Annotated in this window: 11 protein-coding genes and 1 pseudogene; 10 read left to right on the forward strand and 2 right to left on the reverse strand. The window is 53.8% G+C overall.

All coding sequences use genetic code 11. The features are described 5' to 3' along the window. Positions 1-59 precede the first annotated feature (59 nt). The 5 genes and pseudogenes from GE107_RS03685 (at position 60) to GE107_RS27380 (ending at position 7,783) form a co-directional block, all read left to right on the forward strand. On the forward strand, positions 60-1,739 hold the full coding sequence (locus GE107_RS03685) for an ABC transporter substrate-binding protein (RefSeq protein WP_255570209.1): 1,680 nt from the start codon (positions 60-62) through the stop codon (positions 1,737-1,739). Positions 1,740-1,893: 154 nt separating this feature from the next. Continuing rightward, positions 1,894-3,426, forward strand: a complete 1,533-nt coding sequence (locus GE107_RS03690) for a glycoside hydrolase family 43 protein (protein ID WP_219638143.1) — start codon at positions 1,894-1,896, stop codon at positions 3,424-3,426. Beyond that, positions 3,423-5,408 carry a beta-galactosidase gene (locus GE107_RS03695; protein WP_219638144.1) on the forward strand — a complete coding sequence of 662 codons (1,986 nt, stop codon included), beginning with the start codon at positions 3,423-3,425 and terminating at the stop codon, positions 5,406-5,408. The genes GE107_RS03690 and GE107_RS03695 overlap by 4 nt, the downstream gene beginning before the upstream one ends. 100 nt (positions 5,409-5,508) lie before the next feature. Then, positions 5,509-7,417 (forward strand): annotated as a pseudogene (locus tag GE107_RS26975) (glycoside hydrolase family 95 protein); the annotation flags it as partial. A gap of 54 nt (positions 7,418-7,471) precedes the next feature. Then, positions 7,472-7,783 (forward strand): glycoside hydrolase family 95-like protein, encoded by a 312-nt coding sequence (locus GE107_RS27380; protein ID WP_483298234.1) that lies wholly within the window; start codon positions 7,472-7,474, stop codon positions 7,781-7,783. A gap of 226 nt (positions 7,784-8,009) precedes the next feature. Here the strand turns inward: GE107_RS27380 and GE107_RS03705 are convergent, their stop codons facing one another. Next, on the reverse strand, positions 8,010-9,686 hold the full coding sequence (locus GE107_RS03705; protein WP_219638145.1) for a cellulase family glycosylhydrolase: 1,677 nt from the start codon (positions 9,684-9,686) through the stop codon (positions 8,010-8,012). A gap of 303 nt (positions 9,687-9,989) precedes the next feature. On the opposite strand from GE107_RS03705, the gene GE107_RS03710 reads away from it, so the two are divergent. The 5 genes from GE107_RS03710 to GE107_RS03730 all read left to right on the forward strand — a co-directional run bounded on the left by GE107_RS03710 (position 9,990) and on the right by GE107_RS03730 (position 17,066). Further along, positions 9,990-10,898: an ABC transporter permease gene (locus tag GE107_RS03710; RefSeq protein ID WP_219638146.1), complete on the forward strand. Its 909-nt coding sequence runs from the start codon at positions 9,990-9,992 to the stop codon at positions 10,896-10,898. Positions 10,899-10,913: 15 nt separating this feature from the next. Then, positions 10,914-11,822 (forward strand): carbohydrate ABC transporter permease, encoded by a 909-nt coding sequence (locus GE107_RS03715; RefSeq protein ID WP_219638147.1) that lies wholly within the window; start codon positions 10,914-10,916, stop codon positions 11,820-11,822. A 67-nt stretch (positions 11,823-11,889) separates the two neighbouring features. Next, entirely contained in the window at positions 11,890-13,629 is a 1,740-nt protein-coding gene (locus tag GE107_RS03720) for an ABC transporter substrate-binding protein (RefSeq protein WP_219638148.1), read from the forward strand. 88 nt (positions 13,630-13,717) lie between these two features. Further along, a complete protein-coding gene (locus GE107_RS03725; protein ID WP_219638149.1) occupies positions 13,718-15,535 on the forward strand; it encodes a sensor histidine kinase in 1,818 nt (605 codons plus the stop codon). Then, on the forward strand, positions 15,510-17,066 hold the full coding sequence (locus GE107_RS03730) for a response regulator transcription factor (protein ID WP_219638150.1): 1,557 nt from the start codon (positions 15,510-15,512) through the stop codon (positions 17,064-17,066). Before GE107_RS03725 ends, GE107_RS03730 begins: the two co-directional genes overlap by 26 nt. Here GE107_RS03730 and GE107_RS03735 read toward each other — a convergent pair. Beyond that, positions 17,054-17,902, reverse strand: coding sequence for an AraC family transcriptional regulator (locus GE107_RS03735; RefSeq protein WP_255570155.1), 849 nt, complete (start codon positions 17,900-17,902; stop codon positions 17,054-17,056). The two genes, GE107_RS03730 and GE107_RS03735, sit on opposite strands and share 13 nt — an antisense overlap. Positions 17,903-18,044: the final 142 nt, after the last annotated feature.

The raw sequence follows: 18,044 nt of genomic DNA on the forward strand, positions 1-18,044 counted from the left end.
TATGGCTAGGGAGGCAGAATGCCGTGAAAGTCACCGCAACGAAAGTGGCGAGCGTTCTGATGGCGATCGCCTTGTTGGCGGCCACCGGCTGCATCAAGCCGAATACCGACAGCGAAAGCCGTTCTGCGGCACCGGTTTCGTCTAAGGATGGGTCACCCGCAACAACGAAAGATGATCTTACACCCATGACGATTACTTTCGCTGTAGGCGACAACAATCCGCTCTGGGACGACATGAAGAGCGAAGTCGGCAAACTCATATCGGAAAAAACCGGCATCTTCATCAAGGCGCAATTCCCGATTGACGGCCATGACGGGGATCTATTCGCCCGGATGGTGGCAAGCAACGAGTATCCGGATATGGTTGCGGCCAAAGGCAGCGTGGGCCAGCTGAAGGACGCCGGCGCATTGATCGATTTGGCGCCGCTCATTGACCAGCATGCGCCGAACATCAAGAAGCTGTATGGCGATCACATGAAGCGTTTGCGCTGGAGCAATGACGACCATGGCATTTATGTTCTGCCGACAGCTCCGGTAAACCAAACGTACTTCAATGCGGACGGCGGCTTCGAGCTGCAGCATGCCGTGCTGAAGGAGCTTGGCTATCCGCCGATCAAGACGGTGAAGGATTTCGAGAACGCTCTTCAAGCTTACTATGACAAGCACAAGACCACGGCCGACGGTAAACCGATCATTCCCTTGACCCTGAACGCAGGGGATTGGCAAATTTTGATTACCGTCACCAACCCGGCCGTCGCCACGACAGGCGCGCCGGATGAAGGCGAATTTTACATCGATCCGCAAACCTATGAGGCGAAGTTCCATTACCTTCGTCCGGAAGACAAGGAATACTTCAGATGGCTGAACCATATGCACGACATTGGCTTGCTGGAGGCGGAAAGCTTCGTGCAGAAGACGGATCAGTACAACGCGAAAATCGCCAGCGGCCGCGTTCTGGGACTCATCGATATGGAATGGGACTTCTCCGGTGCAGTAGCATTGCTGAGGAAAGACGGCAAGTTCGATCAAACCTACGCGCACTTCCCGGTTACCTTGAACGAAACTTACAAGAGACATGACTTTCAGAGCACTGGCTACATGGCGGGTACCGGCATCTCGATCACGAAGAGCGCCAAAGACCCGGCTCGCGTCATCAAGTTCCTGGATTTTCTGGCGTCCGATGAAGGGCAAGTGTTGGTCAACTGGGGGATCGAAGGCAAGCATTACAAGGTGGAGAACGGCAAACGCGTCATCCCGGACGACCTTCTGAAGATGAAGATCAATGATAACCAAAATTTTAGGAAAACGACAGGCGTAGATATGTACCGAATAGGACCGAGCTACGGCGACGGCGTGAAGGATCCGACGGGCAATTATTACACCACGGTCTTCCCGGAACAAATCGAGAAGGAATACACCCAAGCGGACAGAGAGACATTGGCTGCCTACCATATCAAGAGCTTCAGGGAATTATGGCCGTCCGAGGAAGAGTTCCCGGTTAGGCCGTGGGGCTCGGCATGGAACATAAACTTCGAGACCGGCTCCGAAGCGAACGTTCTCTTCCAGAAGTGCGAAGATATCATGAAGAAGCGCATTCCGGAAGCGATTCTGGCAGAGCCGGACCAATTCGACGCCGTATGGGACAAATTCATGCTGGATCTGGAGAAAGCCGGAGTCAACAAGCTGAACGAAGAATTTACCAAGCTGGTGAAAGACCGCGTGAAGCTTTGGAGTGAATAAGATGCACGATGTCAAATAATTGCATGAAAATGCGAACAATTCGAGTGGTGTTAAACCGCGTAAATTCGTCCTATGATCATGATGGGGAAAGTCTAGGCAGTTATTCGTCAATATCAGGACAAGCAAGCATTTTAAAGGAGAGAATGATCTGAACATGCAGACCTATCGCAATCCCGTTATTCCCGGCTTCCATCCCGATCCCAGCGTTTGCAGAGCCGGCGAAGACTATTATCTCGTCACCAGCTCCTTCGAGTATTTTCCGGGCGTACCGCTCTTTCACAGCAAGGATCTCGTGAACTGGCGGCAGATCGGCCATTGCCTGACCCGGCCCGGGCAATTGGATCTTGTCGACGTTCCCAGCTCCTGCGGGATTTACGCGCCGACGATCCGCATTCACAACGGCACGTTCTACATGACGACTACCAACGTGACGAAAGGCGGCAATTTCATCGTGCATACGGACGATCCGCGCGGAGAATGGTCCGACCCGATCTGGGTGGATCACCCGGGGATCGATCCCGATTTGTTCTTCGACGAAGATGGAACGGTTTATTTCACGTCCTCCGCGAACGGCGGCATCTTCCAGAGCCGGATCGACTTGAAGACGGGGAAACGGCTTTCCGAACTCAAGTTACTATGGGAAGGGACCGGCGGCCAGTACCCGGAGGCCCCGCATCTTTATCGGATCGGAGAGTGGTACTATCTCCTCATCGCCGAAGGCGGAACCGAGTACGGACATATGGCGACGATCGCCAGGAGCAAGAGGCCGGACGGTCCGTTCGAGAGCTGTCCGCACAATCCGATCTTGACCCATCGGAGCCGGCGCAATTCCATCCAGTCGACGGGTCACGCGGATTTCGTTCAAGCATCGGACGGCAGCTGGTGGACCGTGTTCCTCGGCGTTCGGCCGGCCAGCTATCCGAATAAGCATCACCTCGGGAGAGAGACGTTCCTGGCGCCCGTCACGTGGACGGAAGACGGGTGGCCGATTGTGGGCGATAACGGCACCGCCTCGGAGACGATGCCGGCCGGCAGTCTTCCGCTGCAGCCGGCAGCCGCGCCTTCGGCAAGAGACGGCTTTGACGATTCTGCGCTCGCGCCGCAGTGGAATTTCCTGCGTTCGCCGGATCCGGACAACTGGTCGCTCGCGGAGCGGGAGAGCTGCCTGACACTGCACGGCTCCCCGGCGACCTTGAACGACGCCGGCTCCCCCGCTTTCGTCGGCAGAAGGCAGCAGCACTTCCATTGCCGAGCGTCCGCGTTATTGACGTTCGCGCCGCAGCGGGACGGGGAAGAAGCGGGCATTACCGTGTACATGAACCAGAAGTTCCATTACGAGATCGCGGTGACCCGAATCGCAGGCGAACGCAAGATCATTTGCCGCAGAAGGATCGGGAGTATGTGGAAGGTGGAGAACGAGGCGCCATGGTCCGCGGATTCGGTCGTGCTGACTGTCAAGGCGGACAAGGAACAGTACGCCTTCGGGTTCTCCGGAAGCGTTGACGCCGGGGAGCCGTTCTGGTTCGGACGCGGGGAATGCTCGATGCTGTCCACGGAACTCGCCGGCGGGTTTACGGGCGTACTCATCGCCATGTACGCGACCGGCAACGGCATTCGATCTGCAACGCCGGCGCATTTCGATTGGTTTGAATACGAAGGCCTGGCTGAGGAGCACATCCAAGCATGATCGGAATCGGCGTTGATTATTATCCGGAGCATTGGGACCGGGAACTGTGGGAAGAGGACGCTCGGCTCATGAAGGAATCCGGCGTGAATGTCGTCCGGATGGCCGAATTCGCCTGGTGCCGCATGGAGCCCGAGGAAGGCCGGTTCGATTTCGGTTGGCTGGACGATGCGATCGATCTGTTCCAGCGCAACGGCATCCAGGTGGTGCTCGGCGTTCCTACGATGACGCCTCCGGCATGGCTTACGCAGCGTTATCCCGACGTGTTGCCGGATTTGCCCGGACAGGCTTCGTCGCGACCGGGCGTTCGAGGGCACCGATGCTACAACAGCCCGTCGATGCGCAGATTCACCCGGATCATTACGGAACGAATGGCGATGCGGTACGGCAAGCATCCCGCCGTCATCGGCTGGCAGACGGATAACGAGTTTATGCTTCACATGTGCCGTTGTCGCCATTGCAAGAATGGATTCGTGGAATGGCTCAGGAACGAATACGGGACCCTCGAGCGCCTCAACCGGGAATGGGGGACCGTCGTATGGAGCGGAGAATTCAGCGACTGGGAGCAGATCGGGCTGCACGAGACGCCCGAGAGGTACATGAATCCGTCCTTGCTGCTCGACTATCGCCGATTCCAGAGCGAATCGGTCGTCAACTTCCAGCGTGTTCAGGTGGAAGAGATCCGCAAGCACAGCGAAGGCCAATGGATCACGCACAACACGTGGACAGCCCCGCTGCCTCTCGATCTGGCAGCCTTGTACGGGGAGCTGGACTTCGCGTCCATCGATTACTATCCGGCCTCCAGTGCCGACAAAGCAGTAAGCAACCCCTATAGCGGCGCTTTGTTGCTCGATCTGATCCGGGGGATCAAGGGGAAAAACTTCTGGGTCATGGAGCAGTACGGCGGTCCGCCCGGAAGCTGGATGCCTACGTGGCCAAGCCCGTACCCCGGGTTTATTCGCGCGTTCGCTTGGCAGAGCATTTCCCGGGGGGCCGACGGCGTTCTCTTCTTCCGCTGGCGGAGCGGCGTTGCCGGCGCCGAGCAATTCTGGCACGGGCTGATCGATCATGGCAACGTGCCCGGCAGGCGGCTCGCCGAATTCCGGCGTTTCGCGGAGGAGGCGGGCGCTCTGTCCGAGCGTCTGTACGGTTCCCGCGTGGAGAACGAAGCGGCCATCCTGTACGATTTCGACAGCCACACCGCGCTGCAGCTGCAGCCTCAAGTCGACGGGTTCGATTACTATGAGCACATGAAAGCCGTTCATCGGTCTTTCCAAAAGTTGGGGATTGGCGTGGATGTCCTTCATACCCCGGATCAAATCGCTTCCCGGTACAAGCTCCTCGTCATTCCGTCCTTGTTCGTCATCGGCGAGCATACGGCCGCCAAGATCCGCAGCTTCGTAGAGCAAGGGGGCACGGTGGTCGCCACGCCGAGAACGGGCGTCAAGCGGACGAACAACCAGTGCCATATGCTGCAGCTTCCCGGTCCCTTGGCCGATTGCTTTGGCGTCCGCGTCTCCGAGTACGATCCGATCGGCCCGGGCGTACATGCCATCCAAGACGAGAGCGGAAATCTTTATTCCTGCGGTTTATGGAACGATTTGTTGGAAACGACAAGCGCCGAGCCGATCGCCCGGCACGCCGAATCCTTCTATAAAGGCACGCCGGCGGTGACGAGGAATCGGCTGGGCAGCGGACAAGCCTACTACGTCGGAACGTTCCCGGAGGAAGCTTACCTGCGGTCACTGTTCGGGATGATCGCCGGAGAAACCGGAATCGAAGCCCGGACGGACTTGCCGGAAGGGGTGCACCTGTCCCGCAGAAAGCGCGGTACGGAGTCGGTCCTCTTCGTTCTCAATCTGAGCCGGGAACCGAACGCGGTCCAGCTGGAGCGGCCGATGAAGAGTCTGCTGACCGGAACGATCGCCGCGCCGAACCTGGAGCTGGAGCCTTACGGGGTAGAGATCCTTGAAATCGACTCATAAAGGAAAAGGCCCGCAAACGGACGAGAGTTGGCGTTTTGCGGGTTTTCCCATGGAATGCGGGTGCGAGGATAAAAGAGAGGATACGTTGGGTATGAGTACGATGAGCTTGTGGTACCGGAAGCCCGCATCCGAATGGAATGAGGCGCTTCCGATCGGCAACGGGCGTCTTGGCGGGATGGTGTTCGGATATAGCGACCGTGAACGGGTGCAGTTGAACGAAGACTCCGTCTGGTACGGCGGGCCGATGGACCGGAACAATCCGGATGCGCTGACCTCCCTCGCGGACATACGCCGCATGATTGCGGAAGGCAGACTGAGCGATGCGGAGAAGCTGGCCGCCGAGGCCATGTCCGGTACGCCGCTGCAAATGCGCCATTACACGACCCTGGGCGAGCTGTATTTGCAATTCGGCCACCGGGAGGTTAGCGATTACCGGCGTTCGCTTGATTTGGAGCGGGGCGTCGGGTCTGTTACATACGAGGCGGAAGGAGTCCGCTATCGGCGGGAATACTTCGCCAGCTATCCCGCCGGGGTGTTGGCCGTACGCGTGGAAGCGGCCCGGCCCGGTTCGGTTTCGTTCTCGGCTCAACTGTCAAGAGTGCACAATTATTATGTGGATCAGGTGTCGTCCGTTAACGGCAATGCGATTTTCATGACAGGTTCATGCGGCGGCCGCGGCGGCTCGGACTTCGCAGCCGTACTCGCCGCTTTCCCCGAGGGGGGAGCGGTTCGCACGCTCGGCGAATATTTGCATGTCGAGCAAGCGGACAGCGTGACGTTGCTGCTGGCCGCCGCCACGACGTTCCGCGAGGCGGACCCGTACCAAGCCTGCATGGATGCGCTCGAGGCGGCATCCGGGATGCCGTATGCCGAGCTGCTTCAGACACACGCGGACGATCATGCCGCCTTGTTCCGGCGGGTGGAGCTGCGGCTCGGCGGGGCGGAAGATCGCGAGTTGTCCGGGCTGGCAACCGACGAGCGGCTGCAACGGCTGCGGCAGGGAGAAGAGGACCATGGTCTGGCGGCGCTGTACTTCCAGTACGGCCGCTATTTATTAATGGCGAGCAGTCGGCCCGGCTCCTTGCCCGCCAATCTGCAGGGCATCTGGAACGAGCATACGATTCCGCCTTGGGGCGGCAAGTACACGATCAACATTAACGCACAGATGAACTATTGGCCGGCGGAGACGTGCAACTTGTCCGAATGCCACGAGCCGCTATTCGATCTGATCGAACGGCCGCCGGACGGCAAAAGTGATGTATGGCTGCGGAGGGTTCGCCGCTCACCACAACACCGACATTTGGGGAGATACCGCGCCGCAGGACCTCTGGATGCCGGCTACGCATTGGCCGATGGGGGCGGCATGGCTTTGTCTGCATCTTTGGGAGCATTACGCATTCGGAGGGGACCGGGACCATTTGTCCAGGGCCTATGAGGCGATCAAGGAATCCGTCGAGTTTTTCCTGGACTACTTGATTGAAAATCCGGATGGGATGCTCGTCACGAGCCCGTCCGTTTCCCCGGAGAATACGTATCTGCTGCCGAACGGCGAATCCGGAACGCTATGCGCCGGACCGTCGATGGACAGCCAAATTCTATACGCGTTGTTCCAAGCCTGCATCGAAGCGAGCGAGCTGCTGAGCTGTGACGAGGATTTCCGCTGGAAAGTGAAGGAGACGCTGCGGCGTATTCCGCAACCGGCAATCGGCAAACATGGGCAGATTCAGGAATGGGCCGTCGATTATGAAGAAGCGGAGCCGGGCCATCGGCATATTTCCCACCTGTTCGCGCTACATCCCGGAAGCCAAATCACGACGCGCCGCACGCCGGAATGGGCGCGGGCGGCCAGAGTGACGCTCGAACGCAGGCTGGCGCACGGCGGTGGACATACCGGCTGGAGCCGGGCCTGGATCATCAATATGTGGGCTCGGCTGGAGGACGGCGAGGCCGCTTATGCCAACTTCCTTGAATTGCTTCGGCACTCCACGCTGCCCAATCTGTTCGATAACCATCCGCCGTTCCAGATCGACGGGAATTTCGGCGGAACGGCAGGCATCGCGGAGATGCTGCTGCACAGCCATGCCGGCGAGCTGCATCTTTTGCCTGCACTGCCCGGAGCGTGGGCGGACGGCTCGGTACGAGGCCTGCGGGGCAGAGGCGGTTATACCGTGGATTTGCGTTGGGCAGACGGGAAGCTGCAGGAAGCAGCGCTCGTGACAAGCCTTGGCGGCGCCTGCAGGCTCCGCGTTCCGCATGCGGCGAGGCTTTCCATATACGAACAGGATGGCACTCCTGTCGATACGGCTCGGGTCAATGACGGATGCACCGAATTCATCGCCAAGAAAGATGTTCTTTATACGATTGCTTTAGGTTAACTTGATCCAATATTGCAAACGATCGATCAGGCGCAAGGCCCTTGATGGAAAACCTCCCCCTAATTTCGACGGAATCGGTACTTTCCGCGAAAAACGTTCAATTAGGGAGAGGTTTTCCTTCAATTTATCGCAATCGGGTACGAACCCGGAAATTAGGAGGAGGTTTTCCCTACAAGTGAAGGCGGGTGCACCTCCCCCGTAATCAACGACTATCGCTTCAAAAATATTACATGGGCTTGCCGGTGACGCGATTGCCTTTCAACGAAATCTGGTATTTCACGATTTGACCGCTCCAGAAATGGAACGTGAGGTTGATCGTGCCGCCGGTCGTTTCAGCGAAGAAAGTCGGCTTAATCGTGATCGTGTTATTCGCATAATCGGGGGTGAATGTGTAGTTGAACTCTTTGTAAGACGTCCAGTTTTGCGGACCGGCGTTGCCGCCGCTTGCGTATACGGCTTCCATCGTGGCAAGCAGATCGCCGTTGAAGGATGTCGGAATCACCAGCCCGCCCCCGATTGTGCCCGAAGCTTGCGACTGTACCGGCTTATTGGTGTAACGCACATGGATTTTCCATGCAGGCCCAGCATTAAAATTCGCCGTCAATACCGTCTTCTCACCGAATGAGCCCGAAGCGTACTTGGCAAGCGCGCTCGCTTTGACCGTCAAGACGCTGCCGCTGAGCGTGTAGTCCGTGCCGGGGCTTAGCGTGGCGGAACCGTCCTTGAGCGAGACGAAGCTGTTGCCGTTCAAATTCAGGTCGAGGACGGCATCCTGGACAGCTGTACCGCTTTTGAGGAAAATCAAGTCGGTGTTGGCGGTGGACGAACGGCCCGTCATGCTCTGCATGATGACATTGTAAAGGTCTGGATCACGCCACTGGTAGGTCGTACGGTTAAAGTGCCGGCCGTTGTCCCACAGCATATGAGTAACGCCCTTCGAGCGGGCATACTGCGTAAAATTTTCGATAAACTTCAGCATCTCGCCATGCTCGGGCACACCTTCACCGGAATCCCAGCCGAGCAGTCCGTATTCGCCGATGATGACGGGGATCCCCTTCGAGACAAACGCGTTATAGACGCCGTCAATCTGATTCACGATGTGGTCGATCGATGCTTGATCGAACTTCGTGTATCCCGCAATGTTAACGCTAAAATGCCAGAGTCCGTAATAATGGACGGTCGCAATCAGATTCGGATCGTTCAGTTTCGTAATGGTGGCGTTAAGCGAATCAAAATAGGTTTGCCCGGAACCCGTATGCAGCGTCGGCAGTACGAGCGGACGGGTGGCATTGCCTCCGCCGGTTCCCCTTACTACATTGTAGAAGGCCGTGTTCAGTTCATCGAGCAGCGAAAACTGCGTTGCATCGTCCACACCGTCAAAGACCGGTTCGTTAATGCTCTCGAACATAAGATTGTTGGAATGGTTCTTAAACCGATTGGCGATTTGCGTCCATACCGCCTTATATTCGGCAAGAACGGCGTCGTGATTCGCGGGCATCGTATTGACCCATTGCCACGAGTCGTGGTGCATGTTGATCATGACATAAAGACCGGCTTGCAGCGACCAGTCCACAATTTGCTGTACCCGGCTCATCCATGCCGGATCGACCGTATAGCCGGGTGCAGGCCCCGTATGCTGCATCCAGGTCACCGGTATACGAATGCTCTTGAAGCCTTGGGCGGCAATTTGCTGTACAAAAGCCTGCGTGACGACCGGGTTGCCCCAAGACGTCTCGTCGGCTCCCGTCGCGTCAAGCGTATTGCCCAGGTTCCACCCGGGCTGCATCGCGCTCACATACGACTGCATGGCGGTGGCGGCAGAAGACGAAGGCGTGAACGGCAGCAAGGACAACAGCATCGCGACGGCCAGCAGCAGCGATAGGTACGTTTTTTTCATGCTCATAAATACTCTCACTCTCCTTTGGTTTGAATGGGTTTCGCAGCTTCCCGCATTCATTATGAAGAACGATGCCAGTCACAAACCTCCTTTTCAAAAAAATGTAAGCGTTTACCGGTTTTTATTTTAGCAGGCGGCTGCCCCCTTCGATACCTCGATAATTAACTGATTTTTCATGTAAGAATTTGCTATGGTATTTTGGCCGGGCCCACACGATTAATATTGACATGAAAACAAGGTGATTCAACAGGGTATGTATCCGCTTACACCGCTTTTATAATATTCAACAAGGGAGGAGGACATCTCGGAATGAAAGTCGTAAGAACGATCCGTGATCAGAAATACTTGTTGTTGATGTCGTTTCCATTCGTGATCTGGGTTTTTGTGTTCAGTTACTTTCCCTTGTGGGGCTGGATCACGGCCTTTCAGAAGTACCGCTTCGGCAGGTCATTATTTGATCAGCAGTGGGTGGGCCTGAAGTATTTCCAGGAGCTGTTCCATGACGACCTGTTTTATCAGGTGCTGAGAAATACGATCGCCATGAGTGTAATGGGATTGATTGCAGGCTTTACCGTTCCGATCCTGTTCGCGGTTCTGCTTAACGAACTCAAAGGCTCATTGTTCAAGCGTGCCGTGCAAACGATCTCTTATTTGCCTCATTTCGTGTCATGGGTCGTTGTCGCCGGATTGATTACGAAGATGCTTTCCATTAACGGCGGCATCGTCAACGAATTGTTAATGAGCCTCCATATCATCGATAGTCCTATCAACTTCATGGCCAAGGGAGAATGGTTTTGGGGGATTGTCACCCTATCCGATCTCTGGAAGGAGACCGGGTGGAATTCGATTATTTTCTTGGCCGTTATGATGGGCATCGATCCGGAGATGTACGAAGCCGCGAAGGTGGACGGGGCCTCACGGATACGGCAAATATGGCACATCACGCTCCCTGGGATTAGACCTACCTTCTCAGTCTTGTTAATCCTGTCCATCGGCCATTTGATCAGCACGGGATTCGAGAAACAGTTCCTGCTCGGCAACCATCTGGTGATCGAGTATTCGCAAGTGCTTGACCTGTATGCCCTGAATTACGGGATCGGGATGAACCGGTATTCCTTCGGAACCGCTGTCGGGATTTTTAATTCGGCTGTCGCAATTGTCCTGCTGTTGATCGCGAATGGGTTATTCAAAAGATATACCAAGGAAAGTGTTATTTAAGGAGCGAGTTAGAAGATGACAGGGCAAACGCGCAGAAGAAGAGCGGCACGGTCCGACAAGATTTTCGACGGTTTGAATCTTCTGATCATGCTGTTCGTAATCACCGTTACGTTATATCCTTTTTTGAACGTTCTCGCGATTTCGCTCAACGATTCCAACGACACCGTTAAAGGCGGCATCCATATTTGGCCGAGAGCGTTCACGCTGGAAAATTACGATACGATCTTCGCGTTCCAGGGATTGATTACCGGCTTTCGCAATTCCGTATTGCGAACGGTCATCGGTACGATTCTGGGACTTCTCTCGGGGTCCATGCTGGCCTATACGCTGAGCCGCAAAGATTTCATCGCCAGACGGTTCGTATCCATTTTCCTGGCCTTAACCATGTATTTCTCGGCGGGACTCATTCCATTCTTCATCTTGATCCGCAACCTCGGGATGATGAACTCCTTCTGGGTTTATGTCCTCCCTGGCTTAGTCAGTGCCTTTAACGTGTTCGTCATCCGTTCTTTTGTCGACGGGCTTCCGTATTCCCTGCAGGAATCGGCCAAGCTGGACGGCGCCAACGATTTCCGGATCTATTGGAGTATCGTGCTGCCTCTGTGCAAGCCGGTGCTCGCGACCATCGCGCTGTTCCTGGCCGTTGGACAGTGGAATACATGGTTCGACACTTATTTGTTCAATTCCAATAATGCAAATTTGACAACACTTCAATTCGAGCTGATGAAAATTTTACAAAGCACGACGTCCGGGAACGAAGCCCAAATTCGCGGGCAGAACTTGCTTGAGATGCAGAGCAAAGTATCGCCGGAATCGATCAAGATGGCCATTACGATGATCGTTACGGTGCCGATTCTGCTTGTTTATCCTTTCTTGCAACGGTACTTTATCAAAGGGATGACGCTGGGCGCCGTGAAAAGCTGAACTTGGTAAGGCCAGGGCAACCTGTTCGTACAATATATCGAGAATGGAAAGGGGAACCGTATTTCCGATGAAAAGCAGAGTAACCAAATCTATCAGCCTGTTGATGGCCGCCATTCTGTTCTTGTTTATGGCTGCGTGCAGCAGCGGCAGCAAAAATTCCGAGAGCAGCGGCAGTCCTTCCGCGAGCACGCCGGCCGAAACCACGGCAACAGGCAGCGAGAAGGCAGACCAATCTCCGATCACCTTCAGCATGTATTCCGCAGCAACAAATGCGAACTGGAACAAAATGCAGGATGATGTCGGCAAGGAAATCACGGCCAAGACAGGCGTCTCGCTGGACATCAAATTTTCCTTGGGGGACGATAATCAGGACATTGCGCTCATTGCTTCGAGCGGCGACTATCCCGATCTGATCGCTCCTGCCGGCGGGGCGGCCACGCTTGTCGACGCAGGCGCCATGCTGGATCTTACCGAATTGATCGACAAATACGCGCCGAACATCAAAAGAGTGGCCGGAGAAAACTTGACCCATATGCGCTGGAGCAAGGACGACCACTCGATCTATTTCATCCCTACGCTCGAAACGATATCTTCCCCGGAGGTCGAAGGCGTAACGGATGCGGTGGGTCCATTCATGCTGCAGCATGCGGTCGTAAAGGAATTGGGCTATCCGAAAATCCGTACGCTTCAGGATTTCGAGAACGCGATTAAAACCTACTATGAGAAACACCCCACCATTGACGGCCAGAAAACGATTCCGCTTTCCTTGAACGCCGATGACTGGAACATCATCTTCACCGTCACCAACCCGGCATTCATTGCGACGGGCGCTGCCGACGACGGAGAATATTATGTCGATCCCGAGACGAAGGAAGCCACCCTTCACTACAAACGGCCCGAAGAGAAAGAATACTTCCGCTGGCTCAACCATATGAACGACATCGGCTTGATCGATCCCGAATCCTTCGTTCAGAAGAACGACCAATGGAAAGCAAAAATCGCCAGCGGCCGCGTTCTGGGCATGATTGGCGCAACCTGGCAATTCAACGATGCGAAGCGTTCCTTGATCAAGGAAGGTAAAGCCGAACGCACCTTCGGAATATACGATGTCAGTCTTTCCCCGGATATGAAGACACGGGTAAATCAGGTGTGGGCTTTCTCGGGCGGCTGGGGAATCGGCATTACCAAAGATTGCAAGGATCCGGTACGCGCCATCAAATTCCTTGATTTCCTCGCTTCGGATGAAGGCCAAGTGTTGAACAATTGGGGCGTTGAAGGCAAGCAATATGTTGTAGAGAACGGCAAGCGGGTGATTCCGAAAGAAGTGCTGGACCAAAAAGTCAATAATGCCAACACATTCTTTAAGGAAACAGGAATCGGATCCTACGGGTACTCCCTTCGTTACGCGGATGGCATGAAGGATCCGAGCGGAAACTTCTATACCCCGATATTCCCGGAACAGATCGTGAACGAATATACTCCGATCGAGAAAGAAGTGTTGGCGGCATACGGCAAAACAACCTGGAGGGACATGTTCCCGAAAAGCAGCGAGTTCCCGGTCAAAGAATGGGGCGCGGCGTGGAGTTTGCCGATTCCGGTCGATTCGGACGCCAACGTCATTGCCGAGAAACTCCGTAAAAACGTCATTTGGAAACGGATTCCGGAAATTATTCTTGCAAAGCCGTCCGAATTCGACAGTAAGTGGGATGCGTTCATGCAGGAGCTGGATAAAAATGGCGCCGAAAAAATGGAAAAAGATTTTACGAAGTATTTGAAAGAAAGATTAGAACTTTGGAACGGACAATGATAATATCGTATTGAACGGCTGCCGAAGCGACTCTGCTTCGGCGGCTTCTATTCGTTCCACAACACCAAGGGGGGAGCGATTCCCGAAGATGAGTCGGCTTCTCGTCATCCAGGAGTATTTAAACAATGTCCGAATTAAGAACAAGCTGATCTTATCCTATGTTCTCGTCGTATTTATTCCCGTACTTATTGTCGGAATCTTCTTGACCGCCCGATATCGGCAGGACGTGATCGAGCAAGCCACCCTGCAAACGATCAACAACGTAGATCGGGTCAAGCAACGAATGCTCGATCTGACCCGCGTGCCGACGGCGATATCGAGAAACCTGCAGGCGGACAGAAAATTGATGTATACGGTGAATGCCGAATATCCGACTACGCTGGACGTGGTGCATGCCTATTGGGACTATTCGAATTTCAAAGAGTATCTCGAGCAGAACAAAGAGATTTCAAGCATCCGGTTTTATACCACGAATCCGTCTCTTCTCGACAATTGGGAGTTTATCAAGGTAACCGACAAAATCGAAAACGCTTTCTGGTATCGCAATGCGATGAAACAGAACATCGTCCATTGGTTCGATCTTGCCGACGAAACGAAAGAGAACAAAAAATATTTGAGTCTGGTACGCAAAATCACCTTCCCGCAATTCCGAACAAGCGGGGTGCTGGTCATTGCCGTTAACGAGGATCAATTGAATGGGATTCTGCGGCAAGAACCTTTTGATACGATGATCGTGGATGAACAAGGCTTTATTGCCGCGTCCAATCATGCGGCTTGGAATCATGCCCACATTTCGGAGCTGCAGCTTGGGAATCAACTGACCGGCAAGCCAACGGGAACTTATCAGATCAAATACAACGGCAAACTTTGCAAAGCGATCGTGGAGGATCTGCAGCCGCAAACAAGCGGGATTCATATCATCTCCATATTCGAAATCGACAGCATCGTAAACGAGGCCAAGCATGTCAGCATACTCGGTTTTCTGATCATCGCGGGCAGTCTTCTGATCGCCATTATCCTCATCTATATGTTCTCGGGCGTCCTCAGCAGAAGAATCCGCGTTCTGAACCGGGAATTGTACAAGGTAGGGCTTGGGGATTTGCGAATCATTTCCGAGATCCGGGGAAACGATGAAATCGGTTTGCTGTCCAGGCAGTTCAACAACATGGTAGCCAGCCTCAGGCGGCTCATGGACGAAGTGGCCGAATCGCAAAGGATCAAAAACCGGCTGGAACTGCGCCAAAGGGATATCAAGCTGAAAATGATGGCGAGCCAGATCAATCCCCATTTTCTGTTCAATGCGCTTGAATCGATCCGCATGAACGCACACATCAAGGGGCAAGATCAACTCGCATCCGTCGTCGAGATGCTGGGGTTTATCATCCGCCGCAACCTCGACATCGGTTCCCGCAATATTCCTTTGGAAGATGAATTGGAAAGCGTGCGCTGCTATTTGGAGGTTCAGAAGTTCCGTTTGGGAGACGACCGGTTAACGTTCCGCATTCACATGGATCCGAAAGTCGAAGGCCAAGAGTTTCATATTCCTCCTCTCGTGATCCAGCCGCTTGTTGAAAACGCTGTCGTTCATGGTTTGGACGACGTTGAGCAAGGAGGCAAGATCGATATATCGATCTATAAGTCTGGCGGATTCATTCGGTTTGAAGTGACGGACAACGGCTGCGGGATTCCGGAAGCGAAACGTAAAGAAATCTTATCTTCTCTGAGCGATATGGAGGAGACGGAAAATTACCGGATCGGACTTCGAAACGTTCACCAACGGTTGTACATGATGTATGGGGAACCCTGCGGTCTTGTGATCGACACGGAAGAAGGCAAAGGCACGAGAGTGTCTTTCCAAATTCCATTGGGAGGCACGCAACTTGGAAACGCAAGCGAAAGCGCTTAAAGTGTTGATTGTGGATGACGAACCGATGATCCGGGAAGGGCTTCGAACGATTATCGACTGGGAATCGTACGGTTTTCGCGTGGTCGGCGACGCGTCGGGCGGTGTGGAGGCTTTGGCCAAGCATCTGCAACTGTCCCCGGATCTGATGGTCGTGGATATTAAAATGCCGGGCATGAACGGTCTGCAAGTGATCGAAGAAGTCAGGAAAGTCGATGAGAAGTGCTGCTTTGTCATCTTGAGCGGTTATTCCGATTTTGCTTACGCCAAGCAAGCGATCGGCTACGGTGTGAAGGGCTATTTGCTGAAGCCGATCAACAAGAAAGAATTGGGGCTCTTGGTGAAGCAAATCGGCGAGTATATCCTCGACCGGATCATCGCGGAGCGGAAAATGAAACAAGCCCAGACCGTCCGTCGGGCTGAGCTGCTGAAAGCCGTCCTCGTGAATGATCCGAACAGGCGGATGCTGGCAAACCATTTGCAGGAATTGAAAGGCTTTCTCGGCGGTTCCGGCAAACAGTTTCAAATTACTCTCTTTCGGTTTAACCCCGGGGAAACGGGGGATTCCGCGGCAGCTAAGACTCTGTTTGAGGAAGCCTTGTTCGAGTATGTGGAGGACAGGAATATCGGCTGGGTATTTCCAGTCGGAACGGATATGGGTGTATTGCTTATTGACCGCAACGCCCAGGATGAATTTAACGGGAATGGGCTGCGGAACATCCAGGCGGCATTCCATTCGGGCTCAACGTTTACGGCGGCTTCGGGACAGATCGTGGGGGATGTGGAAGCGCTAATCCACAGCTATAGGACGGCGAAAGATCTGATGAACCGCAGCTTTTGGCTTGCGCCGGGCAAGATCCACGGACAACGGGCCGAGGAGCAGAAGGTCCGGGAGCCGGCCCCCGAGCCTGACATCCAAGCCCTGGCCAGTCGGATCTATTATGCGCTGGAGATCGGAAACGCGGGAAATATCTGCAGCGTGCTGAAGGAAGCGGCCGACCAAATCAGCCATTACGACCAGACAGAGCTTGCGGTGAAATCAAGCTTCGCCAAACTCGCCGTACATGTCGTGAAGTTGGCAGCCGTCTCCGGCCGGCAGCCGGCCATCGATCCTTGTCTTTCCATGATTGCGAACATGCATAAACACCGTCATCTCTCCGGCTTGATCGAAGAGATGGAACACCGGTTTCTTCGACTCTCGATCGAGATGAGGGGAACAGGCAGCTCTGAACCCATCATGAAGCAAATGACGGATTTCATCGATAGAAACTATAAGGATCCTCTGAGGCTGGAAACCTTGGCCGAGCTGTTTAACTATCACAGCGGTTATTTGGGCCGAATGTTCAAAAACCATACCGGTCTAAGCTTTAACGCCTATTTGGATAAAGTGCGCATCGAACGCGCGATCCAGCTGCTTCGCGAGGGCTGCAAGGTGCGCGAGGCGGCCGAACGGGTCGGGTACCCGAACGCGGATTATTTCCATCTGAAATTCAAGAAGTATACCGGCATGTCGCCTTCTTCTTATAAAGCTTGAAGCTGGGAATGATTTTTTCGGAACTCGCTTGGCGTGATGCCTTCCAACTCCATGAATATTTTGTTGAAGTAGCTCGGGTTGGGATAGCCCGATGCGATTGAAATCTTGTTGATGGGCATCGACGGGTCGCTGAGCAGCAGATGTTTACTGATTTGAATTCTGCACTTGGTTATATAGGAGAGCGGCGTCATCTTCGTAATTTTTTTAAACAGGCTGCAAAAATAATTCGGTGTCAGGCCCGCTTCCGACGCCCATCTTTCCAAATCATAGGGAAGATGGGCGTCTTTGCGCATTAGAGGTAGAAGTTGAATGACCTTCTCGATGTTTCCCTTTCCTTTCCTGTTGGCAAAAGGGATCGCGTTGCTGATGAATTCAATCAGTACGGCATAGGTAAGTGCGGATAGCTTGGTCGGTCGGGAGATATTAAACTGCTCTACTTCTTCGATGAGATCGAGGAAAGATCGCTCTAACAGTTCGCTCTCGTTCATGAACCAGAGGGAGGATTCGTGAAAGCCCCTTTCCAATAGGAAATCCGTCAGTTTGTTGCCGTTGAATTGCATCCAGTAGATATCCCAACTTTCGTCATTCGACATATGGTAACTCATTTTCTGATACGGAACGTGTAGAAAAACATCTCCTTGCTTCAAGGCGTAGACCGTGTTATCGATCTCCAGATACCCCTTGCCGCCTACGATAAAATGCAAGCTGAAATCTTTCACACCTTCTTCACGGAGGACGTAGTGTTTGTCGGGACGAGTATATTTGCCTACGGAATGCGGGAAACAAAAGAAATTGAGTTCATCGAACGGCGGCAAAAAATAATGACGAAACATCATGAGATAGACGAACCCCTTTCCGCTCTTATGTGTCAATAAAACGTAATATCGTTATATACTAAGTATTATTATATTATTTAATATAGCATATCCGTTATTATATAATTCATTTAGAAAATAATTTTGTTATAAAGATGGGGCT

It is taken from the genome of Cohnella sp. CFH 77786, from assembly GCF_019400745.1.
Classification (GTDB): Bacteria; Bacillota; Bacilli; order Paenibacillales; family Paenibacillaceae; genus Cohnella.